Genomic DNA, 23,799 nt, shown 5'->3' with positions numbered 1-23,799 from the left:
GTTCTGCCACACCCTGGAAGTAGCGGTGCCGCACGCTCGCACGCCCGCACGCGGCAGCAGCGGCAGCAGGAGGGTGGCGAAGGCCATGACCACGCAGTCGACCACGAAGCTGACGACCCCCTCTGAGCGGGAGCTCGTCATCACCCGGGACTTCGCGGCCCCGCGCGAGCGGGTCTTCGAGGCCTGGACGAAACCGGAGCAGGTACGGCAGTGGTACGGCCTGAGCTCCCTGACCACGACCGTGTGCGACATCGATCTGCGCGTGGGTGGCGCCTGGCGCTGGGGCCAGAAGGCCCCCGACGGCCAGGAGATCGTCTTCTCCGGTATGTACGAGGAGATCACCCCGCCGGAGCGGCTCGTCTACACCGAGCTCTTCGAGCTGATGCCCGGCCCGCCCATCCACGTCACCCTCACCTTCGAGGAGAAGGGCGACGGCGTCACCAGACTGCGGAGCACCTCGGTCTGGCCGTCCGCCGAGATCCGCGACCAGGCCCTGGCGACCGGCATGGAGGCGGGGGTGGCGGAGGAGTACGACCGCCTGGCGACCTTCCTGGCCCGGGTGTAGGCCCCCCGGCAGCGCGAAGGGCGGCACCCCCGGAAGGGATGCCGCCCGGCACAGGTCCCGTAAGGGATCAGCGCACGTCGACGAAGTCGCCGGTCGCCGTCGAGTTGAAGTGCGTCGCGTCACCGAGGTACCGGATCAGCCAGGTGCCGTCGACCGTCGCCTTGCCCTTGAGCGTGGCCAGCCCGGTCGAGCTGGTCTTCCCGGACGACACCAGCGTGTACTTCGACGCGCCCTTGGCCTGGAACCACAGCTGCACGGGCTGCCCCGCGTACGCCTTCCACGCCGTCCCCGACAGCTGCTGCAGCACACCGGTCACGGTCACCACGGCGCGGTGGTGACGACCTTGCCCACCTCGGAGCCACGGCCGTCCCGACCGAGGCTGACCTTCACCGGAGCGTCCCCGACGGCGGCGCCCGCCGCGTTCGCGTCGACGACCCGGCCGGAGACGGTGACGGTCTCGCCCGGCTGGGCACGCGTCTTGTCGGCGGCGGCGGTGATGGACACCCGGCGCGGCTGGTACTCGTACACACGGCTCACCGTGCTGTCCGTGCCGTGGGCCTCTTCGCTGTCCTCGGTGAACGTGCCGAAGAACTCCTCACCGACGGCCGCCACCGGGTACGGCGCCCCGGTGAACGTTCCGTCCGCGGCCGTGACCGCCGAGGTGGCCTCGGTCCTGTCGGGCAGGCGCGAGAACTCGACCGTGCGCCCGGCCAGCGGCACCTTGTCCCCGGAGCCCGGCTGCACACCCATCAGCGTGCCCTGGGGGCGCGCGTTGCGGTCGTTCCAGGCGGGCTTGCCGACGCTCCACCGGAGCTCGGGGCGGAGCGTGAAGTCCAGCGTGCCCGCACCCTCGCGGGTGAAGGTGTTGCCCTTGCTGTCGGTGGCCGTCACGTTGGTGAGACCCCCGCATGGTGTTGGCGCACCGGCGGGGGTCGCTTTTGTCTTGGGAGTCGTCACGCTAGAGGCATATGACGCTGCGTGGCAAATCGGTCGCTCACCGTGTCAATTCTGCCCAACTCGCAGGGTGGGTGGGCGGGTTCACTTGCCAATTCCCATCCCAAATCGATGTTAAGAGGTCTCGGCGCGCGGGCCTTGAGCTCCGGGAACGGGACGGGAAAGCGCGTGCGGGCCGGGGTCAAGGGTGAGGGAACTTCCTGTGATCGACCGGACGCCGCGAGTGAGGACAGGCGCGCAGGCGTCGATCCAGGACGAGCGGGTAACCGCCAGGGGAGAGGACCCCATCGTGAAGCTCAGCGACTGGATGCTCACCGCCACCGAACGCGGGAACACCTCCACCCGGCTGGACCGGCGCCATCCCGACGGCGCCGCCTGGACCCGTGGGAACGACGTGCGGCCGCTCGTGCACGGCGCGGCGTACTTCGCCGAACTGCTCGCGGCCGTACGGGCGCAGGGCTCCGGAGACCTCCTGCTGTTCACCGACTGGCGTGGCGACCCGGACGAACGCCTCGACGGCGAGGGTTCCGAGATCGGCCGGGTCCTGGGCGAGGCGGCCGAGCGCGGGGTGATCGTGAAAGGCCTGCTGTGGCGGTCCCACCTGGACAAGCTGCAGTTCAGCGAGGAGGAGAACCGCCACCTGGGCGAGGAGCTGGAGGACGCCGGCGGCGAGTGCCTGCTCGACATGCGGGTACGTCCCGGCGGCTCGCACCACCAGAAGCTCGTGGTGCTGCGCCACCCCGGCCGTCCTGACCGCGACGTCGCGTACATCGGCGGCATCGACCTGTGCCACAGCCGCAACGACGACGCCGCCCACCACGGAGACCCCCAGGCGGTGCCCTTCGCCTCCGCTTACGGGCGGCGGCCGCCCTGGCACGACGTGCAGCTCGCCATCCGCGGCCCGGCGGTCGGTGATCTCGAAGCAGTCTTCCGCGAACGCTGGGAAGACCCCTCGCCCCTCACCCGCAGCCCGATGGTCCGGGTCCGCGAACTCGCGCACCACGAGGACACCGAGGCCGATCCCCTGCCGCCCCAGTTGCCCGACCCCGGTCCTCGCGGCACCCACACCGTGCAGGTGCTGCGCACGTACCCCAACCGGCTGCTGCGCGGCTATCCCTTCGCCCCCGACGGCGAACGCAGCGTCGCACGCGGTTACCTCAAGGCCCTGCGGCGGGCACGGTCGCTCATCTACCTGGAGGACCAGTACCTGTGGTCGCCGAACGTCGTCGGCTTCTTCGGCCGTGCGCTCCGGGAGAACCCCGGTCTGCGGCTGATCGCCGTCATCCCCTCCCTGCCCGAGCAGGACGGGCGGATCACGCTGCCGATGAACCTGGTCGGACGCGTCGCGGCCCTCGACGAGCTGCGCCGGGCGGGCGGTGCCCGGGTGGCCGTGTACGGGTTGGAGAACCCCGAGGGGGACCCCGTGTACGTGCACGCCAAGGTGTGCGTGATCGACGACGTGTGGGCGACGGTCGGCTCCGACAACATCAACCTCCGTTCCTGGACGCACGATTCGGAGCTCAGCTGCGTGGTCCTGGACGACAGTGTCGACGGGCGACCGCCGCCCGACCCCGGCGGACTTGGGGACCAGGCCCGCCGCTTCGCGCGTGACCTGCGGCTGGAGCTCTTCCGCGAGCACCTGGACGCTCCGGAGGCCGACGCGCCGGACGCGCCGGACGATCTGTGCGACCCGGTGAAGGCCTTCGACGTCTTTTCCGCGCGGGCCGCCGCGCTGGACGACTGGTACGAGGGCGGTCGCCGCGACCCCAGGCCGCCCGGCCGACTGCGCGCCTACCAGCCGCCGGACATGTCCCGCATCACCCGCGCCCTCGCCATGCCGCTCTACCGCCTCCTGGTCGACCCGGACGGCCGCCCCGCGAGGCTCCGGTGGCGCAACGCGTACTGACGCTGCGTCCAAGCCCGGCCGCCCGCTCACCGGCAACATGCTCCGCCAGTCCCTCCAGAACGCCTTCGTCACCGACGGCGCCTTCCCCGCCTTCGCCCGTCTCGTCCGGGACGCCAAGGACCCGGCCGCCGTCCCGGCCCTCACCCCGGACATCGCCTACGCCCTGCCGGACACCGACGCGGCGATCACGGTCGCGGTGATCTGCAACGACGTGAAGTGGCCCGGGTCCGTCCCCGGACACCGTCGCGCCGTCCTCGCCGACCGCGCCGCGCACCCGCTGACGGCGGGCATGCCGGCGAACATCACCCCCTGCTCGTTCTGGAAGAGCAAGCCGACGTCCGAGCCGACCCGGATCACCTCCGACGGCCCGTCCAACATCCTGATGATCCAGAGCCTGCGTGACCCGGCCACTCCGCACCACGTCGGCCTGAAGATGCGCCAGGCCCTCGGCGACCGCGCCCGGCTCGTCTTGGTGGACCAGGGCGGCCACGGCATGTATCTGACCAACGGCAACGCCTGCGGCAACCGCGCCGTGACGGATTTCCTGACGACCGGCGCACGCCCGTACGAAGACACGCACTGTGCGAGCTGACGGGCTGACGTAACGAGGCCCCGGAGCCGATGGTTCCGGGGGCTTCATGCGTTCGGCGGAGCGCATTCAGGGGTTCACTACCAAAAGTATTCGAACCGCCACATAAAGTGATTGTGTGTGATCGTTTCTGCATGTTCCTCTCATGCTCATGCGTACTAGAACCAAGACCGCCCTCGCGGCTGCCCTCTCCGCCGCCCTGGCGATCGCAGGGCCCCTGTCCGTCTCGGCCCACTCCGCACCGGGCCCGTCGGGCAGCCCGACGCTCGCCCCGCTGATCAAGTCCTCCTCGCCGCGGGTAATCCCGGGGCAGTACATCGTCACGCTGAAGGCGGGTCAGGACAGCTCCGCCATGGCGCAGAAGGTGCCGGGCGTGACGCCGCTCTTCACGTACCGCTCCGTGATCTCCGGCTACGCGGCCAAGCTCACCGCCTCGCAGCTGGACGCGGTCCGCAAGCTGCCCGGCGTCGAGGCCGTCGAGCAGGACGCCACCGTCAGCGTCACTCCTGAGAAGACCGACGCGGCCGAGCAGCGGCTCGTCGCCGCCAGCTGGGGCCTGGACCGGATCGACCAGCCCTACCTGCCGCTGAACCACCAGTTCAACGTCAACACCTCCGGCAAGGGCGCCACCGCCTACATCCTCGACACCGGCCTCGAGTTCGGCCACTCCGAGTTCGGCGGCCGCGCACGCAGGGGCTTCGACGCGATCGGCGACGGCCGCAACGGCGCCGACTGCAACGGCCACGGCACCCACGTCGGCGGCACCGTCGCCGGAGCGACGTACGGCGTCGCCCGCCAGGCCAACCTCGTCAGCGTCCGCGTCCTGAACTGCCAGGGCAGCGGCTCCTGGTCCGGCATCATCGCCGGCTTCGACTGGGTGGCCCAGAACGCCGTCCAGCCCGCCGTCCTCAACGGCTCGCTCGGCGGCCCCCGCAACCAGGCCGTCAACAACGCCGCCACTGCCCTGTCGAACCGCGGCGTCCTGCCGGTCCTCGCTGCGGGCAACGAAGCCCAGGACGCCTGCAACGTCTCGCCCGCCAGCGCCGACAACGTCCTGACGGTCGGAGCCAGCAACCACCTGGACGAGGAAGCCAGCTTCTCCAACTTCGGTCCGTGCCTCGACCTCTACGCGCCGGGCACGGCCATCCTCTCCGCCAAGCTGGGCGGCGGCAGCACCGCACTGAACGGTACGTCCATGGCGTCCCCGCACGTCGCCGGCGTCGCCACCCTCGCCAAGGCCGCGAGCCCGTCGGCCAGCCCGGCCGCGGTCGCGAACTGGATCCTGGAGCAGACGGTCAAGGACGAACTGACCGTCTCGAAGCTCTCCCCGAGCATGCTGCTCCAGACCGGCGGCCTGTAACCCCTCACACCCTCTGGCCCGCCCCTCGCTCACCGGGGCGGGCCGGAGTCGCGCCTACGGTACGGACGTGAGCCCGGCGACGAAGACGGACCAGGCGGCCGTACGGAAGGCGAGGTGCGGGCCGTCGGGGTTCTTGGAGTCGCGGACCGGGACGACGCCGGGGTGGTCGTCGGAGACTTCCAGGCAGTTGCCGCCGCTGGCGTCGCTGTACGTGGACTTGCGCCAGGTCGCGACCTCAAGGCAGTCGCCTCCGCTGGGGCCGCTGTAGCTGGACTTGTGCCAGACCGCCGTCGACAGGTCGTACTCAGGGCTCTTGATCTTCATGGGCGTAATCCTCCGCCACTGATTCGATCAGGGCCAGGGATTCTTGTGGTGACAGTGCGCTGGCCCCGAGCAAATCGTAGGTGAGTTCGTAGCGGGCGACACTGGCCGGGTCGTCTTCCAGTCGGCCAGTCCCCAGGGCTTGGAGGTACACGAGTGTGGGCGCCTCGTCGAAGAACATCAGCTTGAGCGACCCTTCCGTCGCCACGTGTGCGCCCTCTGAGAAGGGCAGTACCTGCACAATCACCCGCCTCCGCCGGATCAGCGCGGCGATGTGGCCGAGCGCCTCGGCCATTACTTCCGGCCCACCCACCTCCCTGCGCAGCACAGCCTCATCGAGAATCGCCCACACCATCGGTTTTGTTGGATCCTCGAGCAGGTGAGTTCGGTCGAGCCTGGCCTCGACGAGTTTGTCGATCGTGGCGTCCGTCTCTGTGGGCCGCCCACCACGGAACATCTCCCGTGCGTACGCCTCCGTCTGTAGCAACCCCGGGATCAGCAGCGGCGCGTACTCCTTGATCCGTTCCGCCACCGCCTCCGCGTCCGCCGCCTCCGCGAAGTGGTCGGGATACTTCGACTGGTTCGCGGCCCCGCAGTTGCGCTCGAAGAAGTCGCCGGTTCCCAACATCTTGTCGAGTTGGATCGCGATGTCGACAGGAATGCGACGCGTTCCGTTCTCCATCGCTCCGATGTAGGAACCGCTCACGAAGAGTGGTTCCCCGCAAGCCTCCTGGCTCAGGCCGGCCTTCTCGCGCGCGTGGCGCAGTTCGGCGCCGATCAAGGCGCGGGGGTTGGAGGAAGGGTCGAGGTCCTTGCGTCCAGGCATGGCAACTCCCTCTCGTACAGGTGGGATTGTTGGGCCACCGATCTGTTCAGGCTAGCCTCGGACCGGACACGCTGTGTGAGGAACGAGAAACACTCGGTGTGGAGGTAGAAGCAATGACGATGACCGCGAGTGAGCGCCTGCGGGCCGTGGAGGACGCCGTGGCGCAGCTCAGGTCCGAGCTCGGGGCGGCCGGGGTCACCCTGCCGTCGCTGCGGATGGATCCGGTGTCGGCGGCGGGGATGGATCCGTACCCTCTCGTGGAGCTGGGGCGGTGCAACCTGGACACCGCGCTACGGCTCGTCGCCGTGCTGCATCACGCCCGTAAGTGAGGAGCCGTGACCTTTACACGGACACCTGCGCCTTCGTCGGGGCTTCGGGCGCTGCCTGGTCTTCCACGTCCACGTCTTCGTCTACGTCGACGTTGAACTCGGCGAGGAGCTGTCTGCTGAAGCCGAAGAAGTACGTGGCCGTGAACCCGGCCACGTACCCGACGAGGAGCCCGCCCGCGTAGATCGCGACCGTCTCCGCCAGGCCTTTGTTGCCGTCGAGGAGCGGGAAGAGCGCCCAGCCGGACGGGCCGATGGTCGTCGAGCCGACGTGGTCGCCGAGCATGTTGAACAGCCCGATGAAGCCGCCTCCGAAGGCGCCGCCCACGCAGGCGGTGACGAAGGGGCGGCCGAGGGGAAGCGAGACGCCGTAGATGAGGGGTTCGCCGACGCCCAGCAGGCCCGCCGGGAGGGCGGATTTGATCGTGCGGCGGATGGAGCGGTTGCGGGAGAGCCGGACGTACACGGCCATCGCCGCGCCGACCTGGCCCGCGCCGGCCATCGCGAGGATGGGGAGCAGGACCGTACTGCCCTGCTGCTCGATGAGGGTGGTGTGGATGGGGATGAGGGCCTGGTGCAGGCCGAGCATCACCAGCGGGAGGAACAGCCCGCCGAGGACGAACCCGGCGCCCGCGCCGGCGTGGGCGAGGAGCCAGTCGGCGAAGGTGCCGATGGCGGTGGAGACCTCGCCGGCGACGTACATCAGGCCGTAGATGGTGACCAGGCCGGAGACCAGGACGGTCAGGGTCGGGGTCACGAGCACGTCGAGGGTGCCGGGCACCCAGCGGCGGCACCACTTCTCCACGTACACCGCGAGGAGCGCCGCGCCGAGCGCGCCGAGGACGCCGCCCTGGCCGGGGGAGAGGGCCTGGCCGAACGCCTCGGTCTTCGCCACGCCCGGGAAGACGATGATCGCGGCGACCGCGCCGCCGAGGATCGGGGTGCCGCCGAACTCCTTCGCCGTGTTGTAGCCGACGAAGACCGCGATCAGCGCCATGAAGCCGGAGGCGACGGCGGCGAGGGCGGGGGTGAGGGAGGGGAGCCAGCGGAGGTTGACGAGGAGGCCGTTGAGGCCGGCGATGATGCCGCAGCCGATGAGGGCGGGGATCAGCGGGACGAAGATGTTCGCGACGCGGCGCAGGAGCTGTTTGAGGGGGGTCTGGTTCCTGGCCTTCTGGGCGGCCTTGAGGGCGGCGCCGGTGGCGGCGAGGTCGTCGGCGGTGGGGGGTGTCTTGGTGAGGAGTTCCTCGAAGGCGGTGGTGACTTTGGCGACGGCGGCGGGGCCGAGGACGACTTGGTAGGTGTCGTCGTCGACGACACCGAGGACGCCGGGGAGGGCGCGGATGGCGTCGTCCTGGACGAGGGAGCGGTCGCGGAGGCCCAGGCGGAGGCGGGTCATGCAGTGGGCGACGGTGGTGACGTTGTCGGCGCCGCCGAGGAGGGGGAGGAGGTGGGTGGCCGTTCTCTGTGCGTCTGGGTGCATGTGCGGGGCCTTGCTGTGGGGGTGCGGTGCGTGCGTGCCGGGGCCCTATGGGCGCCCGGCACCGGGGTGGCGGGGCGGGACGGGGGCGCCCGGCGCCGTGGGTTCCGCTGTGCCCACCCGTCCCGCCCCAGCGGAACAGTTGCCCACAGCGAGGGCCGTACGCAGGTGGCCTTCCGCCTCCGTCAGGAGTTGGTCCGCCCGTTCGGCCGTCACGTCGGCCAGGAGCATCAGGATTGCCGTTTTGACCTCGCCGTCCGCCGCGGTCAGGGCCTTTTCGATCTGGGCGTCGGTCGCGTCCGTCGCCAGGGCGACGATCCGGTGGGAGCGGGCGTGGAGTTTGGCGTTGGAGGCGCGGACGTCGACCATCAGGTTTCCGTACGTCTTGCCCAGTCGGATCATCGTGATCGTCGAGATCATGTTGAGGACCAGCTTCTGGGCCGTACCCGCCTTCAATCGCGTCGAGCCGGTGAGGAGTTCGGGGCCGACGACGACCTCCAGGCCGTGGTCGGCGGCCGCGGCGAGGGGGCTGTCGGCGTTGCAGGAGAGGCCGATCGTGAGGGCGCCCTGGGCGCGGGCGTGTTCGACGGCGCCCAGGGCGTACGGCGTGCGGCCCGAGGCGGAGACGCCGACGACGGTGTCGTCGGGGGTCAGCTTCAGCGCGTCGAGGTCCTCGGCGGCCAGGTCCCTGGAGTCCTCGGCGCCCTCGACGGAGGTGACGACGGCCGTCGGGCCGCCCGCGATCAGGCCGACGACCTGGGAGGGGTCGGTGTTGAAGGTGGGCGGGCACTCGCTGGCGTCCAGGACGCCGAGCCGGCCGGCGGTCCCGGCGCCGGCGTAGACGAGGCGGCCGCCTCTGGCCATGCGCTCGGCGGTGGCGTCGATCGCGGCGGCGATGGCGGGGAGTTGGGCGGCGACGGCGGAGGGGACGGTCTGGTCCTCGCCGTTCATCAGCCGGGCGATGTCTTCCGTGGGCAGTCGGTCGATCTCCGCCAGTTCGGGGCGGAACGCCTCGGTGGTGAGCGAGGCGAGTTCGGCGCGCAGTTCGGAGTACCTGGTCATGGCTCTTTCGGCGGCTCGTGGGTTCCGCGGGTGCACGGGCTCGGCGGGTGCTCGCGGTTCAGCGGGTGCGGGGGGCGTGGCGGTGCGCGAGGGCCTCGTAGGAGGCGGCGAGGGCCGGGGCGGCCGTCTCGTACGTCCGCTGGGTCACGCCCGTGAACAGGCAGTCGACGACGAGGAGTTGGCTCGTACGGGACGACATCGCCGCCGGGCGCAGCTCGCTCTCGCGGGCGGTGGAGGTGGTGAGTATGTGGTCGGCGTACTGCGACACCGGCCCGTCCGGGCGGCCGGTGATCGCGACCGTGGTGGCGCCGTGGTCGAAGGCGGCGCGCAGCGGTTCGATGACGTCGCCGGTCGAGCCGGAGTGGGTGATGGCGATGGCCACGTCTCCGGAGCGGAGCTGTACGGCGTTGGTGACGGCGAGGTGCGGGTCGCTGTGCGCGTGCGCGAGCAGGCCGATGCGCAGGAGCTTCTGGCCGAGGTCCTGGGCGACGAGGCCGGAGGCGCCGACGCCGTAGATGTCGATACGGCGGGCGGTGGCGAGGGCGGCGACTGCGGCGCCGAGCTGGACGGTGTCCAGGTTGGCGGCGGTGTCGGCGAGAGTTTGCTGCTCGTCGTAGGCGAGCTTGGCGACGACGTCGGCGATGGGGTCGTCGACCGCTATGTCGGCGGTGACGGAAGGGGCGCGGCCGGACTGCTGTTGGGCGGCGAGACCGGCGAGGGCGAGGCGGAGGTCGCGGTAGCCGGGGTAGCCGAGGAGGCGGGCGGTGCGGACGACGGTCGCCTCGCTCGTGCCGGTGAGTTCGGCGAGGCCGGTGACGGTGAGGGCGGCGCAGCCGGCCGGGTCGGCGGCGACGGCCTCGGCGACGCGCTGCATGGAGCGGGTCATGGACGGCGCGAGGGTGCGGACCTTGGCGGCGAGGGCGGCGGGGGCGGGGGGTGCGTCGGTGGTGGGGGTGAGCGGGGGTTTTGGGGAGCCGGGGCTGCCCTGCCTGCCCTGCTTGCCGTGGGAGGCCCGCGGGCCGTGGGAGCCGTGGGGACTCTGGGAGCCCTGTGGGCCGATCGCGGCGGCGAGGGGCGCCGGGGCCGGGTATCTGCTTCCCGCCACGGAGCCCGCCGGGGAAGGCGCCACGGAGCCCGCCGGGGAAGGCGCCACGGAGCCCGCCGGGGTGAAAATTTCCTTCACGTCATCCGTCACACTTGAAAGATATTTTCGGCCCTTCGGGGGCGTCAACCCCTGTGCCGCCACCAGGGAGACAATGGACCCATGAACGCCGTAGACCACCTGGAGCAGGCCCTGCACGCCGCCCGCGCCCTGGTCCTCGCCGACCTCGTGGCCCGCGACGTCGCCCAGGCCGAGGTCGTGTCCCTCGTCGAGGACGCGGTGACCCACCGCCGCTGGTGGGTCGAGCAGTGGCCGGAAGGCCTCGAGTACGTCGCCGGGCTGGTCGCCCAGGACGTACAGGACGCGCTCCTGGAGAAGTACGGCCGATGGCCGCTGTGTCCGGTCTGTACGTCGGGCGGTCCGCACGCCCTCGACGTCGAACCCGAACTCGGCCCGAATCCGCACTGGGTCTGCGCCAAGCAGGGCGTGGTCGTGGCCCCGGTCGGTGGCCTGCGGTGACGGTCTACGTCGATCCGCCGCAGTGGCCCGGCCACGGCCGTATGTGGTCCCACCTGGTCAGCGACGTCTCCTACGACGAGCTGCACGCCTTCGCCGCCGGCATCGGCGCCCCGGCGCGCGCCTTCGACCGGGACCACTACGACCTGCCGTCGGAGCGGTACGGGGACGCGGTGGCGGCGGGGGCGGTGGAGGTCAGTTCCAAGGAGCTCGTACGGCGTCTGACGGAGGCCGGGCTGCGGCGGCCGAAGAATCCCCGGAACGATTCCCGGAAAAATTCTCGGGGAGGTGTCGATCCGGGGGGCTCCCGTTCGACGCAAGGGTGAGAGACGGGGAGAGGCCCCGCCCTTACCGACCGAGGAGTCACCATGCCGCGCTTCATCACGCTGGTCCACATCGACGAGAACGCACTCTCCGCCGGCCCTCCCCCGGGTGAGGACTTCGACAAGCGCATGGGGGCGCTGTTCGAGGAGATCACCAAGGCGGGGGTCATGCTGGACACGGCCGGTCTGAAGCCGACCTCCGAAAGCACCCGGGTGATCTGGTCCGGCGGCAAGATCGGATACACCGACGGGCCGTTCACCGAGACCAAGGAGGTCGTCGGCGGCTACTCCATCGTCCAGGCGAAGGACAAGGCCGAGGCGATGGAGTGGGCGAAGCGGTTCCTGGAGATCCACCCGGCGGAGTGGAAGGTCACCTGCGAGGTGCGGGAGATCAAAGAGGCCTGACCGATTGCGGCGGGTGGGGCGCGGCTGCTCTGATGGCTGGCCGTGACAGACGAAGAACGGGCGCCTGAGCGGACGCAGGACCGGACGCCGGAACCGTCGACGGGGGCGACCGCCGAACCGTCGGCGGAACGGTCGACGCCGGAACCGTCGACGGGGCCGACCGCCGAACCGTCGGCGGAACGGTCGACGCCGGAACCGTCGACGGGGCCGACCGCCGAACCGTCGGCGGAACGGGCGGCGGAACGGGCGACGCGTGCGGTCGAGACAGTGTTCCGGATCGAGTCCGCGCGAATCATCGCCGGGGTCGCCCGGATCGTGCTGGACGTCGGCATCGCCGAGGAGATCGCGCAGGACGCGCTGGTCGCCGCGCTGGAGCGGTGGCCGGGGACGGGCGTCCCGGAGAGACCGGGCGCCTGGCTCATGGCCACCGCCAAGCACCGCGCGATCGACCTCGTACGCCGCAAGGAGACGTACGCGCGGAAGCTGGCGGAGGTCGGGCGGACCCTGGAGGACGTACCGCCGCCGCCCGAGCCGTCGGAGCGGGACGACATCGACGACGACCTGCTGCGGCTGATCTTCACGGCGTGCCATCCGGTGCTGTCGACGGAGGCGCGGGTCGCGCTGACGCTGCGGCTGCTGGGCGGGCTGACGACGGAGGAGATCGCGCGGGCGTTCCTGGCGCCGGAGGCGACGGTGGCGCAGCGCGTCGTACGCGCGAAGCGGACGCTGGCGAAGGCGGGGGTGCCGTACGAGGTGCCGTACGGCGAGGACCGCGCCGTCCGCCTCTCGTCGGTCCTGGAGGTCATCTACCTGATCTTCAACGAGGGTTACGCCGCCACGGCCGGCGACGACCTGCTCCGCCCGGCGCTGTGCGAGGACGCGCTGCGGCTGGCGCGGGTCCTGCAGGGACTGATGCCCGAGGAGCCCGAAGTGCACGGCCTGGCCTCCCTCCTGGAGTTCCAGGTGTCCCGCACGACGACCCGCACGGGCCCCGATGGCGAGCCGGTGCTGCTCGCCGACCAGAACCGCACCCGCTGGAACCGCCTGCTGATCCGCCGCGGCTTCGAAGCACTGCGCCGTGCGGGCGAGGGCCCGTACGCCCTCCAGGCCGCGATCGCCGCGTGCCACGCCCAGGCGGTCCGCTACGAGGACACCAACTGGTCCACGATCGCGTCCCTGTACGCCCGCTTGATGGCGCTGACCCCGTCCCCGGTGATCGAACTGAACCGCGCCGTCGCCATCTCCATGTCCCAGGGCCCGGCGGCGGCCCTCCTCATCGTCGACGCCCTGACCGCCGACCCCTCCCTGAAGACCTACCACCTGCTCCCCAGCGTCCGCGCCGACCTCCTTACCCGCCTGGGCCGCACCACCGAGGCCCACGCAGAGTTCACACACGCGGCCTCCCTGACCCGCAACGCCCGCGAACGCGAACTGCTCCTGGCCCGTGCGCAGGAGACGGCGCCGGAGGCCTAGCCGGCGGCTTCTGCGAGGTCGGCAGTCGCAATGGACGCATGGAAAGGGACAGACCGGCTACTTCACCCGCGACGAGGACGGTGCCGTGGTCGGCGTCGACCTCGCGGGGCGGGTCTTCCGGCGGGTGTCGTAGGCGGCCGCGTGAGCGGGGCGCGGGCGGGGCGGGCCGCGGCGAGGCTGGGCCCCCCGGCCCCGAGGCCCTGGTACCGGCCCGGCCCCGGAGGCTCAGGTCAGGGGCGGCCCGAGGCCTCGGTCAGAAAGCGGACTTCTCGTCCGCCAGTTCCGCCAGCTCCGCCCGCTCCACCTGCTCCGCGCGCCCCGCCCCCGCGCCCGCCACGACCCGCGAACGGGAGGTGTGCAGCCGCAGCGACACCGCCACCGCGGCCAGCGCGACGAGTGTCATCGCCCCGCCCGCCCAGGCGGTCGCGGGGAAGCCGAGGCCGCCGTCGATGACCGTGCCGCCCAGCCAGGGGCCGCCGGTGTTGCCGAGGTTGAAGGCGGCGGTGGTCGTGGCGCCCGCCAGGGTAGGGGCGGCGCCCGCGACGTTGAACATACGGGCGTTCAGGGCCGGCGCCGTGTAGAACGCCGAGACACCCAGCAGGAACGACAGCACGACCACCGCGACCGGGCTGGACGCGAACAGCGCCAGCGCGGCCAGGAAGACCGTGGACGCCGTGATGCCGCTCAGCAGCACTCCGAAGAGGTGGGCGTCCGCGACCCGGCCACCGATCGTCGTACCGATCAGCGCGCCCACCCCGAACAGGCCGAGGACCGCCGAGACCCAGCGGGCGTCGAGACCGGCCACGTCCGTCAGGAGCGGGGCGAGGTACGAGAACGCGCAGAACACGCCGCCCGCCGCCAGCGCCGTGATCACGATCGACAGCCACACCTGGCGGTCACGGTAGATCGTCAGCTCTCCCTTGAGCTCGGGCCGGCGCTCCGGGAGCGGGATGTGCGGGATCTTGGCCAGGATGCCGACCAGCGCGATCGCGGACGCGGCGCCGACCGCCCAGAACGCGGACCGCCAGCCCAGGTGCTCACCGAGGAACGCGCCCGCCGGGACGCCCAGGACGTTGGCTATGGACAGCCCGCCGATCATGACAGCCATCGCGCGGGCGCGCGCGTTCACCGGGACGGTCGCGATGGCGACAGCCGCGCCGACCGCCCAGAACCCGGCGCAGGCGAGTGCGCTGACCACCCGGGACGCGAAGAGGATCTCGTAGTTCGGGGCGAGCGCGCCCGCGACCTGGCCGAGGCCGAAGACGGTGATCAACGTGATCAGGGTCGTCTTACGGGGCAGCCGCAGCGTCGCCACGGCCAGCAGCGGGGCGCCGACGACCATGCCGATCGCGAAGGCGGAGATAAGGAGACCGGCGCGCGGGATCGACACGTTCATGTCGTCCGCGATGGTCGGCAGCAGGCCGGAGAGCATGAACTCGCTCGTGCCGAGCGCGAAGACGGAGAGGCCGAGGATGTAGACGGCCAGGGGCATACGGGGGCGTGCGGGAGTGCGCTCGGCGGGGGAAGGCGGCATGACATGTGCGAACACCGGACTTGATCCTGGCATTCCCCGGTACGGGGGGTGGCTGATCCCCGGCCGGTCCGCGGCCGGATCCTGCCCGGCCGCGGCCGGCCCCCGGCCGCCGCTCACCCTGGCCGTTCCCCCGGCCGCCCACCCCGGCCGTTCCCTGGCCCCGGGGCGGGGACGGCCCCTACGGCTGTTCCGCTTCCCAGGCCGGTGGGACGGCGCCATCATGACGGCCAGGAACACCCGGAGCCGGGGGGTACGCGGTGCGGACGGAGCATGGGTACGCGGTGTTGCTGAGCCTGGCCCTGGGCCTCACGGCGGTCGCGGGCTGCTCCGACGGGCCCGAAGGGTCCGCCGGGGCGGGGCCGAGCCCGTCGGCGTCGGCGACCGGGACGCCGACCTGGCGTCCGCCCACCGGCGACGACGGCCCCCGGCCGGGCGGACCCGACAACGAGGGCCTCTCCTTCCTGCCGCCCGGGCCCGGCGCGCCCAACACGGAGAAGGCGCCGGACCCCGAGAGCGTCTACGACCTGCTGCGGGATCGGCCGCGCGACTGCGGGGCGGCCCGGCGCGAGATCCCCGACGACCCGGAGGACTTCGAGGGGACCGGGCACTCCGAGCCGAAGGCCTGGGACGTCCTACGCGGCCTCGCCGAGGCGTGCATGGCGATCCAGGGCAAGGGCGGCAGCTGGCAGGAGGCGGCGCGGGCGTACGAGGGGGTGCCGGGCGGCCGGCCGGCCACGTGCAAGGGCCGGGCGGCGTACGAGGTCCTGGGCCGCCTGCTGCGCTGGCACCGCGAGCACCCCGGCGCCACGACGACTCTGCGCAAGCCGTCGGGCGGCGGGTCGGCGCCCGCGTGCCGGTGGCACATCGTCCGCCTGGACGCGGGCGGGGACGCGGTGGCGCGGCCGGGGGAGACGGTCAGGGTGGAGATGCGGGGCGCCTACTTCGACTACGGCGACGCGTACAAGGGCGTCGTCGTACACCTCGGCGGTCGGAACGTGGACATGACCGAGCCCCTTTGGATGTCGGGCGACCGCATGACGGTCACCTTCAGGGTCCCGGAAGGCACGCCGCCGGGCCGCCGTACGGTGCGCGTCCTCGGGACGTACCCGGCGGCGGTCGAGCGGATCCTGACGATCGAGTCGGCGGAGGGCCCTGTGAGCCCCTCGCCTTCCGAGCCCTCGCCGACGGATCCCGCTCCGACGGACCCCTCCCCGACAGATCCCGAGCCCACGCACCCGGACCCCTCCGCCCCGACCCTGTCATGACCCGCCGCCCGCGCCTGCGCCTCCGCCGAGCGACCCCGCCCGACCCGGGCGCGCCCGCGTCGGGCGGCGCACCCGCCCCGGCCACGGGTCCCGGCCCCGACACGGGCCAGGTCCCTGCGGCGCGTACGAGCCCGCCCGCGCCCGCGCCGGGCGGCGCACCCGCCCCGGCTACAGGGCCCGGCCCCGCCACGACCACCGCGCCCGGCGGGACGGCCACCCCGCCCGCCCCGGCCCCCGACGACGCCACCGCCCCCGCTCCCGGTCGGGTCGCGGAGCTGCTCGGGACCTTCGGGTCGCTTCTGTCGCTGTTCACCGCCGTGTTGTTCTACTTCGGGTGGGCCAGTACCGACGCCGAGACCAAAGCCCTCGGGCTGCGGGACAACCTGTTCCGGCTGTCCACCGCCGACTACCTCCTGCGCAGTGTCAACGCGCTCTACCTGCCCGTGCTCGTCGCGGCCGTCCTCGCCTTCGGCGCGTACGCCGGGCACCGGCGGGTGCCCGAGCCGGTGGTGCGGGGGATGCGGTGGGCGTGGGTGGGGGCGCTGGGGGCCGTCGGGGTGTATCCGCTCGCGCCCGGCGTCGGAGAGGTCGCCGTGCCGCTCGCGGTGCTCGTGGGGGTGCTGCTCACCGCGTACGCGCGGACCCGGGACGCGCCCCGGCCGCGGTTGTGGGCGCTCGCGCTGCTCCTCGCCGTGGTCGCGCTGTTCTGGTCGGTGTACGCCTACGCCGGGATCGTCGGGCGGGGGCGGGCCGCCGACACCGCGCGGAGTGTGGCCGGCGGGCTGCCCGCCGTCGTCGTGTTCAGCGAGAAGGACCTGCTGATCCGCGGTGGCGGGAGCTGTCTGTCCCTGGTCGCCGAGAAGGGCAGCCCGTACCGCTACCGGTACGCCGGGCTGCGGCTCTTCCACGTCTCCGGGGACCGGCTCTATCTCGTACCCCGCCACTGGGCGCCCTGGGACGGCACCCTGCACGTACTGGAGGACAAGGGCGACAAGATGCGGCTGGAGTACGTCAGCGGGCGGGTGTACCGCTCGCGTGAGTGCCCCTAGCTCTCCGGCCGCGCCAGCTCTGCCAGCTCCGCCGTGAGGTTGCGGCGCGCGGGTGCTTCCCAGTGCTCCGCGCCGTACGGGGTGCGGAACAGCCTCGGCAGGGCGAGGAGCTGGCGCAGCACCGCCGCCCGGCCCGCCCGGAACGCGTCGTCCGGGACGAAGCCGTACTCCTCCCGGACCGCCGCCACATACCCCCCGTACGTATCGGCGTCGGTCGCCAGGATCGCCAGGTCCGCGTCGCACAGCACCTCGCCGTCGTCGTCACCGGGGGCCGGGTCGTGCGTGACCGTCAGGCGGACCAGGCGGGCCACCTCGGCGGTACGGGCGGGTGAAAGGCCCGCCTCGGGCAGGGCGCGTTCCGCGAGGGCGGCGCTGCGTTCCTCGTTCTCCGAGCGGTCCGGCCGGTAGACGGCGTCGTGGAACCAGGCGCCCAGCTGCACCACCGCCAAGTCGCTTGCGTGCGAGGCGAGTTCGTCGATCCGGTCGAGGACCGCCCGCAGGTGGGACGTCGTGTGGTAGCGGCGCTGCGGCTCCGCCCAGCGGGCCAGCAGGTTCTCGCCGTACGGCAACGGGTCCGGCCCGGGCGCGTGGCCCCGCGCCGTCAGCAGGGTCGCCGTCCAGCGGTGCAGGAGGTCTTCGTCGGCTGCCATGGCGCCCATTGTGCCCCGCCCGAAGGCGGCCCGGACGGTCGGGCAAACACACCGCTTACATACCCCCTATGGGTATGCTACGGTGCTCCATCGAAGATACCCCCGGGGGGTATGTGGAGCGAGTGAAGGGTCGGGGCAATGTCAACCGTCGACAAGGCGCGGCGCACATGCCCAGCGGGCCTCCTTCCGCGCCGCGGACCTGCGCACGGCCGACCTGCGCGGCACCGACCTGACCGGCGCCGACCTGCACGACGCGGACCTGACGGGCGCCCGCGCCGACGCCCGTACACGCTGGCCGGAAGGGATCGACCCCACCCAGGCCGGTGTCGTCCTCGCCGAGGAACGCGACCCGCGCACCCCGTCCTCCCAGCTGTCCGGCTTCACCCTGCGCACGGACCTGCCGCCGCTGCGTTCGTACCCGTGAGCCGAGCCGAGCCGAGCCGAGCCGAGCTGAACTGAACTGAGCGGGCTTTCCTCAGAAGTTGCCGTAGTTGACCTGCCAGGTGGGCAGACCCATGCGCCGCCACACCGCCACCACCCGGTCCCGGTCGTCCAGCGAGACCCGGACCGCGTACCGGTTGCGTACGTGGGCGTCGAACAGCTCGGCCTTGACGATGTCGTCGCTGCGGCCGTCGCCGGAGGCGCGCATCCACAGCTCGTCGTACGGCACCTCGTGCCGCTGGAGCCAGGCCTCGGTCAGTTCCCGGTGGTCCTCGCTGCGGCCGGACAGCAGCACGATCGTGTCCCGCTCGGTGTGCTGGAAGGCGCGCAGCGCGTGCCGTACGGACACGTTGAGCAGGTCGAGGTCGCAGCGCGTGAAGTCGTACGGGCCGCGGTCGCCGCGAAGGGCGAGCGTGCCGTCGATGTCGCACAGGACCGCCGACGGAAGCGCCGGATCGGGCACGTACGGCACGGCGGCGGGCCGGTCGTTCAGCCAGGCGTCGGTGAGGCGCCAGCCGCCCTTGGTGGCCTTCGCGTGCTTGTCGGCGAGGATCCGGATGATCTCCTCGCCGACGGCCCGCTCCCGGGCCGCGTCGCGGCGTACGCACTCGTCGACGGGCACGCCCGTGAAATCGTGCACGGCGAAGGTGACGTCGAGGCCGGTGACGGCCGCCTTGAGCCGCTTCGGTATGTGCGGCGTGAGGTGGGTGTTGTCGACGACGACGTCGAAGCCGTCGTCGACGGCCGTGCGCACAGCGGCGTCCTGGATGGCGAGGACGGTCTGCTCATGGGCGTGCGAGCGGCCGCGCTCGGGGGCCGGGACGTCGAGCATGGTCCGCAGGTCGTCCAGGTTGACGCGGCGCATCCGCCCCTCGGCGGCGGCCTGGAGCTCGCGCGCGGCGGTCGTCTTGCCGGACGCGGGCAGCCCGGTCATGACGTGTACTACGGGCACGGATCGGTTCTCCTCAATCGGTGATTGGTCGTCGGTCGTCCGTCAGCGGTCAGCGGCCGTCTGTCAGCTGACATCCGTCATCCGCCATCGGTCAGCCGACATCTGAAATCTGTCATCTGTCAGCAGACGTCTGGCGTCTGGCGTCTGCGGTCTGCCGTCCGGCGTCCGTCACTCGTCGTCGGTCGCGAACGGATCGGACGCCTCCGGCCGGACGGAACGGTACGCGACCAGCTCCGTCGACCGCCCGTCCAGGCGCAGGAACAGCGCCGACCGGAGCCGCGCGTCAGGCAGCTCCCGCGCCGCGCGCGCGAACGCGCCCCGGTCACCCGCGAGGTGGGCGAGTGACGCGTACGCCTCCTCGACGGCCCGTTCCCGGCTCGCCGTCGCCTCCTCGATCCGTACGATCACCTCCCGCACCCACGCGTCGAACTCGTCCGGCACCTGCTCAAGCAGCGCGTCCAGCGGCTTGCCGCCGTGGGCTTCTAGGTCCGCGGTCGAGCAGCCGAGGCCCTGCGTGAGCTGTTTGGCCGGCAGCTCCGCGAACCGCTGGATGCCGTGGCTGCGCCAGATGTCCCGTTCGGTGACGCCGGTCAGCACTTTGTGGAGCCGTACGTACTCGGCGATCTTCGCCTTGGCCCGGACGCCGGAGGCGAAGCGCAGCACGAAGCCCTCGGCGTCGGTGCCGGTCGACTTGGAGCCGTCGGGCAGGGTGTTCGACTCGGTGAGGGCGAGCAGCTCGGTGAGCGGCATGGCGGGCCGGACCGTGACGACCGATCCGATCTGCTCCCAGTGCCCGGCCGCCTCGGTGAGCGGCAGCTCGGAGCCGTCCTTGCGGAAGGCCGCGAGCAGGACCAGGTCACGGCGGTCGCCGTAGTCCACGACGATGCGGTTCTGCGGGTACAGGACTTCGGCGAGGTACGTCACGCCGGGCGTGAGCGCGGAGGTGTCCCGACCGTCGAGGTGGCGCTGCGCCCAGGTCGCCTGGGTGCTGATGAAGGACCCCTTGGAGGCGACGCGCCAGGCCCCGGCGTAGTGGAAGATCACGGCGAGGCTGCCGTCGACCTTGTCGTACACCTCGAACGGCTCGTCCGGAAGGGCGGGCGCGTACGGCTGACCGGTCTCGTGTTCGCCGACGTTGAAGAACTTCGGCAGCGGCAGCGCGACGATCTCGCCGGTGGTGTCGTCGGCGACGAGGCCGCGGCAGCGGATGGTGACCCGGTTCCAGATACGTTCGTACTGGCATGTGCGGGTGTACGTGTAGATCGACAGCGGCAGCTCGGGGTGTGCCTTGCGGGTCACGTGCCCGGCGTCGAGCGCGGCGGCGAGTTCACCGTCGGGCAGCAGTTCGTGGAGAGTCAGGTGGGCCTGGCTCATGGGTTCCTCCTGGTCGGGGAGGTGCATCCTCTCGCGCGGGGACGGGGCCGGGACAGCGATTTAGGCCGGGTGCGAGATGCGAGATGCGAGATGCGAGAGGCGAGATGCGAGAGGCGATGCGCCGCTCGTACCCGACCGGACCGGGCACAGAAGGTCGGGTCCGGCAGGGTGGCTGCTTCCTAACGTGAGTGATCGAAAGGGAAGGAGGCCGGGGTGCTGGAGCGGCTGAACCAGGCCATGGAGCACATTGAGTGCCACCTCGATCGGCAGATCGAGGCGGCCGACCTGGCGCGGATCGTGGTGACTTCGGAGTACCACTTCCGGCGGCTGTTCTCCGCGTTGGCGGGAATTCCGCTGTCGGAGTACATCCGGCGCAGGCGGCTCACGGTCGCCGGTGCCGAGGTGCTGGCGGGGGACCGGACGCTGTTGGAGATCGCGGTTCGCTACGGCTACACGTCGGGGGAGGCGTTCGCGCGTGCGTTCCGCGCCATGCACGGCGTCGGCCCCGGCGAGGCCAGGCGGTCCGGTGCGAGTCTGCAGTGCCAGCCACGGCTGTCCTTCCGCCTCACCGTTGAAGGGAGTAGCAGTATGCGATACCGGATTGTGGAGAAGGACGAGTTCCGTGTGGTCGGCCGGAAGGCCCGCGTCCCCCTCGTGTGCGAGGGGATGAACCCTGCCATCGCCGAATTCATCCGGGGCATCGGGCAGGAGACGCTGCAGCGCATGCAGGGTCTGTCCGATCAGGAGCCGCAGGGGATCGTAGGGGTGAGTGACGACCTGGACCCGAGCCGGGCGGAGGGAACCGAACTCGACTACTACCACGGGGTGGTGACCGGGGCCGCCGTGCCCGCGGACATGGACGCGCTCACCGTGCCGGCCGGGACGTGGGCCGTCTTCGAGAGCTCCGGGAAGTTTCCGGAGGCGCTCCAGTACCTCTGGCGGGACGTGTTCACGCAGTGGTTCCCGTCCAATCCGTACCGGAGCCGGCCGGGCCCCGAGATCCTGAGGACCCAGCTGTCGCAGGACGCCACGCAGGCGGATGCGGAGCTGTGGATCCCCGTGGAGCGGACGGAAATCTAGGCCTTCCAGGCCTTCGAGTCCTGCTTCCATTCCTGGACGAGGAGCCCGAGCAGCACCTCGTCCAGGAACTCGCCCATCACCCAGGCCGACGAGCGCAGCACGCCCTCGCGGACGAAACCGTTGCGCTCGGCGGAGCGCAGCATCGCGGTGTTGTCCGCCAGGGTCTCGATCTGCAGTCGCCGCAGCCCGAACACGACGAAGCCGTAGTGGCACAGCGTCGCGACCACGTCGGTGCCGTAGCCCTTGCCCCGCGAGGACGGCAGCAGCCCAAGGCCGATGTGCGCGGAACGGTTGTGGCTGTCGATGCCCCAGAGTGCTGCTGTGCCGACCAGCGTGTCGCCCTCCAGTTCCACCACGGAGAACTGGACGATCCCCGGATCCTCGCCGTCCGCGTCGAGCCGCTGATCCTTCGAGCCGGGCCTGATCGGCCGCCACGGCCCGCTCTCGGCCCGCGCGGCGTTGACCACGTCGTCGTAGAGCTCGGTCCGCAGGATCGGTATGTCGTCCTCGTGCCGGGCCCTGAGCCCGATCTTGGTGCCTCGAAGCATGCGAGCTTCCTATCCGGCCGGATTGGCAGGCGGCAACCGAATAACAGGCGGCAGACGAACAATCGGTGACTCAGGCCGTGGCTCCGCGGGACCAGGCCGGACGACCCGCCGGGCAGCCGTCAGCCTCGGTGGTAGAGGGCGTGGGCGCGCGTCAGGTCGGCAGGCCCGTCCTGGCCGAGGTCGAGGAAGTGGTTCACCTGCCATGCCTGGGTGCTGCGGGCCTGCCGGCTCGTGGTCGCCACCCAGGGCGGATAGACGCGGAATCCACGCTTACCGCCGGAGCCGTTACGGGAGACGATGCCGCGCTCGCACAGCACCTCGCAGGGGAACACGAACTGTCCGAAGCCGTTGTCGTCGCGGCTGCTGATGACGAAGATGTCCATCCCGTCGTCGGCGTCGAAGGGCCGGATCGGCCCCTCCTCGGACCGCTGCCACACGGTGACGAACTGGCCCACCTTCGTCGGGGTGGTCCTGGCCACGCGGAACCGGACCGAACGGTCGTCGAGCGCGAACGCGCAAGCCGCGTACTCGGCGCTCTCCGGTTCGGGCACCGGCGGTGAGCAGGCGAAACCGCTCGGGTCGTACACCAATGCCTTCGCCGCCCGCAGGTCGTCGTGAAGCCCCGTCCACGGCTGATCCGTCACCATGCGGTCATCCTGCCATCGTGGATCGGCGGGGTGCGGTCGAGGCGGCCGACGAGGAGGCCGCCGAGCGGGCTGCGGGTGTGCAGGACGGCTCGGCCCGCCCGGGCCGTCGTCAGCAGGCCCGCGCCCCGCAGGGCCGTGGTGTGTGCCGAGACGGTCGCGTTGCTGACGCCGAGCCGCCGGGCGAGCCCGCTGGTGGTGTGCTCCTCCCCGCTGCCGAGCAGGAGCAGGATCTCCAGCCGGGTCCTGCCGAGGACCCCGGCGAGCGCGTCCTCGGTGGCGCCGGGCCCGTACGGCGTGAGGGGCAGTCCGTCCCCCGCCGGGTACGTCACGACGACGGGCCGGCCCGGGGGCTCGGCGACGACCGGGTGGGCGGTCCAGTGGAAGGTGGGCAGCAGGAGGAGCCCACGGCCGTCCGTGGTGACGTCCCGCCCGGCGGGCGCGGGGAACTCCCAGGTGTCGCCGTTCAGGCGGCCGCCGGGGACCAGGCCGGCGAGTACGGCCCCGATGCCGTGCTCGGCCACCGCCACGGCGCGGCGGGTGAACTCCGCCTGGTGCAGATCCTGCACCACCGGCCACACGGGCCCCAGGACTGTCTCGAACGCGGCCTGCTGCGCCCGGCGCAGGACGTCCCACGCGCCGGCGTCCCCGCGATGGAGGCCGCGCACCCAGGGCGCGGGGCGGTGGTACGGGCCGTGGACGCGCCGGAGCTCGGTACGGACGAATGCGGGCGGCGTGGCGCGTACGGCGTCGAGACCGGCGGCCAGTGAGTCGCTGAACTCGTCCAGGAACAGCGGGGCCGAGGACGGACGTCCGGGCACGAGGTCCGCGAGCGGTTCGACAGCGGGCGGCAGGGACCGCAGGACGCGTCGGCGCCAGCGCCCGTGCAACAGCGGGTCGTCGCCATGGGTCAGCTTCATGAACGTGGCGTTCAGCTCTTGCACGGGCGCGGGCCGGGGCGCGAATCGCACATGGGCGAGGTCGGTACCGGTGAACCGAATCCGGATCAGTGTTCTCTCCTCCCAGTGACGCCAGCTGTTAGGCCAGGGCCTCA

General features: G+C 71.8%; 27 protein-coding genes. 13 read left to right on the top strand and 14 right to left on the bottom strand.

The features are described 5' to 3' along the window. Window positions 1–85: 85 nt before the first annotated feature. Window positions 86–565, top strand: a complete 480-nt coding sequence (locus tag IEZ01_RS16710) for an SRPBCC family protein (protein ID WP_229833004.1) — start codon at window positions 86–88, stop codon at window positions 563–565. A gap of 67 nt (window positions 566–632) precedes the next feature. Here the strand turns inward: IEZ01_RS16710 and IEZ01_RS16705 are convergent, their stop codons facing one another. After that, on the bottom strand, window positions 633–890 hold the full coding sequence (locus IEZ01_RS16705) for a hypothetical protein (RefSeq protein ID WP_019887395.1): 258 nt from the start codon (window positions 888–890) through the stop codon (window positions 633–635). After that, a complete protein-coding gene (locus tag IEZ01_RS16700; protein WP_019887394.1) occupies window positions 884–1,456 on the bottom strand; it encodes a hypothetical protein in 573 nt (190 codons plus the stop codon). Before IEZ01_RS16700 ends, IEZ01_RS16705 begins: the two co-directional genes overlap by 7 nt. A gap of 352 nt (window positions 1,457–1,808) precedes the next feature. Here IEZ01_RS16700 and IEZ01_RS16695 point away from each other — a divergent pair, with 352 nt between their 5' ends. The 3 genes from IEZ01_RS16695 (at window position 1,809) to IEZ01_RS16685 (ending at window position 5,374) form a co-directional block, all read left to right on the top strand. Then, complete coding sequence (locus tag IEZ01_RS16695) at window positions 1,809–3,425, top strand: phospholipase D family protein (RefSeq protein WP_019887393.1); 1,617 nt, start codon at window positions 1,809–1,811, stop codon at window positions 3,423–3,425. 37 nt (window positions 3,426–3,462) lie between these two features. Next, on the top strand, window positions 3,463–4,017 hold the full coding sequence (locus IEZ01_RS16690) for an alpha/beta hydrolase (RefSeq protein ID WP_019887391.1): 555 nt from the start codon (window positions 3,463–3,465) through the stop codon (window positions 4,015–4,017). Between the two features lie 148 nt (window positions 4,018–4,165). After that, window positions 4,166–5,374, top strand: a complete 1,209-nt coding sequence (locus IEZ01_RS16685) for a S8 family peptidase (protein WP_373287624.1) — start codon at window positions 4,166–4,168, stop codon at window positions 5,372–5,374. A 54-nt stretch (window positions 5,375–5,428) separates the two neighbouring features. Here IEZ01_RS16685 and IEZ01_RS16680 read toward each other — a convergent pair whose 3' ends face one another. After that, the gene (locus tag IEZ01_RS16680) at window positions 5,429–5,698 is read right to left on the bottom strand and encodes a DUF397 domain-containing protein (protein WP_189202383.1); all 270 of its coding nucleotides are present in this window, start codon (window positions 5,696–5,698) and stop codon (window positions 5,429–5,431) included. After that, window positions 5,679–6,521: a helix-turn-helix domain-containing protein gene (locus IEZ01_RS16675; protein ID WP_189202380.1), complete on the bottom strand. Its 843-nt coding sequence runs from the start codon at window positions 6,519–6,521 to the stop codon at window positions 5,679–5,681. Before IEZ01_RS16675 ends, IEZ01_RS16680 begins: the two co-directional genes overlap by 20 nt. A gap of 113 nt (window positions 6,522–6,634) precedes the next feature. On the opposite strand from IEZ01_RS16675, the gene IEZ01_RS16670 reads away from it, so the two are divergent. Continuing rightward, complete coding sequence (locus tag IEZ01_RS16670) at window positions 6,635–6,850, top strand: hypothetical protein (protein ID WP_019887387.1); 216 nt, start codon at window positions 6,635–6,637, stop codon at window positions 6,848–6,850. Between the two features lie 13 nt (window positions 6,851–6,863). Here the strand turns inward: IEZ01_RS16670 and IEZ01_RS16665 are convergent, their stop codons facing one another. Genes IEZ01_RS16665 through IEZ01_RS16655 form a run of 3 tightly spaced genes read right to left on the bottom strand, consistent with a single transcriptional unit; the run spans window position 6,864 to window position 10,494 of the window. Then, complete coding sequence (locus IEZ01_RS16665) at window positions 6,864–8,330, bottom strand: PTS transporter subunit EIIC (RefSeq protein WP_189202378.1); 1,467 nt, start codon at window positions 8,328–8,330, stop codon at window positions 6,864–6,866. A gap of 45 nt (window positions 8,331–8,375) precedes the next feature. Beyond that, complete coding sequence (gene murQ / locus IEZ01_RS16660; protein ID WP_189202376.1) at window positions 8,376–9,389, bottom strand: N-acetylmuramic acid 6-phosphate etherase; 1,014 nt, start codon at window positions 9,387–9,389, stop codon at window positions 8,376–8,378. Window positions 9,390–9,447: 58 nt separating this feature from the next. Continuing rightward, window positions 9,448–10,494: an SIS domain-containing protein gene (locus tag IEZ01_RS16655; RefSeq protein ID WP_229833000.1), complete on the bottom strand. Its 1,047-nt coding sequence runs from the start codon at window positions 10,492–10,494 to the stop codon at window positions 9,448–9,450. Window positions 10,495–10,653: 159 nt separating this feature from the next. On the opposite strand from IEZ01_RS16655, the gene IEZ01_RS16650 reads away from it, so the two are divergent. From IEZ01_RS16650 to IEZ01_RS16635, 4 genes are all read left to right on the top strand, one after another. After that, window positions 10,654–11,010, top strand: coding sequence for a DUF8819 family protein (locus tag IEZ01_RS16650; protein ID WP_019887382.1), 357 nt, complete (start codon window positions 10,654–10,656; stop codon window positions 11,008–11,010). Beyond that, a complete protein-coding gene (locus tag IEZ01_RS16645; protein ID WP_019887377.1) occupies window positions 11,007–11,333 on the top strand; it encodes a DUF4031 domain-containing protein in 327 nt (108 codons plus the stop codon). Before IEZ01_RS16650 ends, IEZ01_RS16645 begins: the two co-directional genes overlap by 4 nt. A gap of 42 nt (window positions 11,334–11,375) precedes the next feature. Then, window positions 11,376–11,735 carry a YciI family protein gene (locus tag IEZ01_RS16640; RefSeq protein WP_189202374.1) on the top strand — a complete coding sequence of 120 codons (360 nt, stop codon included), beginning with the start codon at window positions 11,376–11,378 and terminating at the stop codon, window positions 11,733–11,735. A gap of 267 nt (window positions 11,736–12,002) precedes the next feature. Then, entirely contained in the window at window positions 12,003–13,208 is a 1,206-nt protein-coding gene (locus tag IEZ01_RS16635) for an RNA polymerase sigma factor (protein ID WP_019887375.1), read from the top strand. 253 nt (window positions 13,209–13,461) lie between these two features. Here IEZ01_RS16635 and IEZ01_RS16630 read toward each other — a convergent pair whose 3' ends face one another. Continuing rightward, complete coding sequence (locus IEZ01_RS16630; protein ID WP_019887373.1) at window positions 13,462–14,700, bottom strand: Cmx/CmrA family chloramphenicol efflux MFS transporter; 1,239 nt, start codon at window positions 14,698–14,700, stop codon at window positions 13,462–13,464. A gap of 299 nt (window positions 14,701–14,999) precedes the next feature. Between IEZ01_RS16630 and IEZ01_RS16625 the strand changes: the two genes are divergently transcribed. Together IEZ01_RS16625 and IEZ01_RS16620 are read left to right on the top strand one after the other, a co-directional pair. Next, on the top strand, window positions 15,000–16,007 hold the full coding sequence (locus IEZ01_RS16625; protein ID WP_028797681.1) for a hypothetical protein: 1,008 nt from the start codon (window positions 15,000–15,002) through the stop codon (window positions 16,005–16,007). Beyond that, window positions 16,004–17,056 (top strand): hypothetical protein, encoded by a 1,053-nt coding sequence (locus IEZ01_RS16620; protein WP_189202372.1) that lies wholly within the window; start codon window positions 16,004–16,006, stop codon window positions 17,054–17,056. The genes IEZ01_RS16625 and IEZ01_RS16620 overlap by 4 nt, the downstream gene beginning before the upstream one ends. Here the strand turns inward: IEZ01_RS16620 and IEZ01_RS16615 are convergent. Beyond that, window positions 17,053–17,706 carry an HD domain-containing protein gene (locus IEZ01_RS16615; RefSeq protein ID WP_019887371.1) on the bottom strand — a complete coding sequence of 218 codons (654 nt, stop codon included), beginning with the start codon at window positions 17,704–17,706 and terminating at the stop codon, window positions 17,053–17,055. The two genes, IEZ01_RS16620 and IEZ01_RS16615, sit on opposite strands and share 4 nt — an antisense overlap. Window positions 17,707–17,788: 82 nt before the next feature. Between IEZ01_RS16615 and IEZ01_RS16610 the strand changes: the two genes are divergently transcribed. Next, window positions 17,789–18,130 (top strand): pentapeptide repeat-containing protein, encoded by a 342-nt coding sequence (locus IEZ01_RS16610; protein ID WP_019887370.1) that lies wholly within the window; start codon window positions 17,789–17,791, stop codon window positions 18,128–18,130. 51 nt (window positions 18,131–18,181) lie between these two features. Here IEZ01_RS16610 and IEZ01_RS16605 read toward each other — a convergent pair whose 3' ends face one another. Further along, window positions 18,182–19,117 (bottom strand): phosphatase domain-containing protein, encoded by a 936-nt coding sequence (locus IEZ01_RS16605; protein ID WP_308427179.1) that lies wholly within the window; start codon window positions 19,115–19,117, stop codon window positions 18,182–18,184. Between the two features lie 150 nt (window positions 19,118–19,267). Beyond that, window positions 19,268–20,473, bottom strand: coding sequence for a T4 RnlA family RNA ligase (locus tag IEZ01_RS16600; protein ID WP_189202370.1), 1,206 nt, complete (start codon window positions 20,471–20,473; stop codon window positions 19,268–19,270). Window positions 20,474–20,686: 213 nt separating this feature from the next. Here IEZ01_RS16600 and IEZ01_RS16595 point away from each other — a divergent pair, with 213 nt between their 5' ends. Then, entirely contained in the window at window positions 20,687–21,553 is an 867-nt protein-coding gene (locus tag IEZ01_RS16595) for an AraC family transcriptional regulator (RefSeq protein ID WP_189202368.1), read from the top strand. On the opposite strand, the gene IEZ01_RS16590 is transcribed toward IEZ01_RS16595, so the two are convergent. The 3 genes from IEZ01_RS16590 to IEZ01_RS16580 form a co-directional block, all read right to left on the bottom strand. After that, window positions 21,550–22,101 (bottom strand): GNAT family N-acetyltransferase, encoded by a 552-nt coding sequence (locus IEZ01_RS16590; protein WP_189202366.1) that lies wholly within the window; start codon window positions 22,099–22,101, stop codon window positions 21,550–21,552. The two genes, IEZ01_RS16595 and IEZ01_RS16590, sit on opposite strands and share 4 nt — an antisense overlap. Before the next feature lie 119 nt (window positions 22,102–22,220). Beyond that, a complete protein-coding gene (locus IEZ01_RS16585; RefSeq protein ID WP_189202364.1) occupies window positions 22,221–22,748 on the bottom strand; it encodes a MepB family protein in 528 nt (175 codons plus the stop codon). After that, window positions 22,742–23,755, bottom strand: coding sequence for an ArsR/SmtB family transcription factor (locus IEZ01_RS16580; protein ID WP_189202404.1), 1,014 nt, complete (start codon window positions 23,753–23,755; stop codon window positions 22,742–22,744). The genes IEZ01_RS16585 and IEZ01_RS16580 overlap by 7 nt, the downstream gene beginning before the upstream one ends. Between the last annotated feature and the right edge of the window lie 44 nt (window positions 23,756–23,799).

It is taken from the genome of Streptomyces purpureus, from assembly GCF_014648195.1.
GTDB lineage: Bacteria > Actinomycetota > Actinomycetes > Streptomycetales > Streptomycetaceae > Streptomyces > Streptomyces purpureus.
Note: the sequence above shows the minus strand (reverse complement) of the source record. Positions and strands in the feature narration are given on the sequence as shown.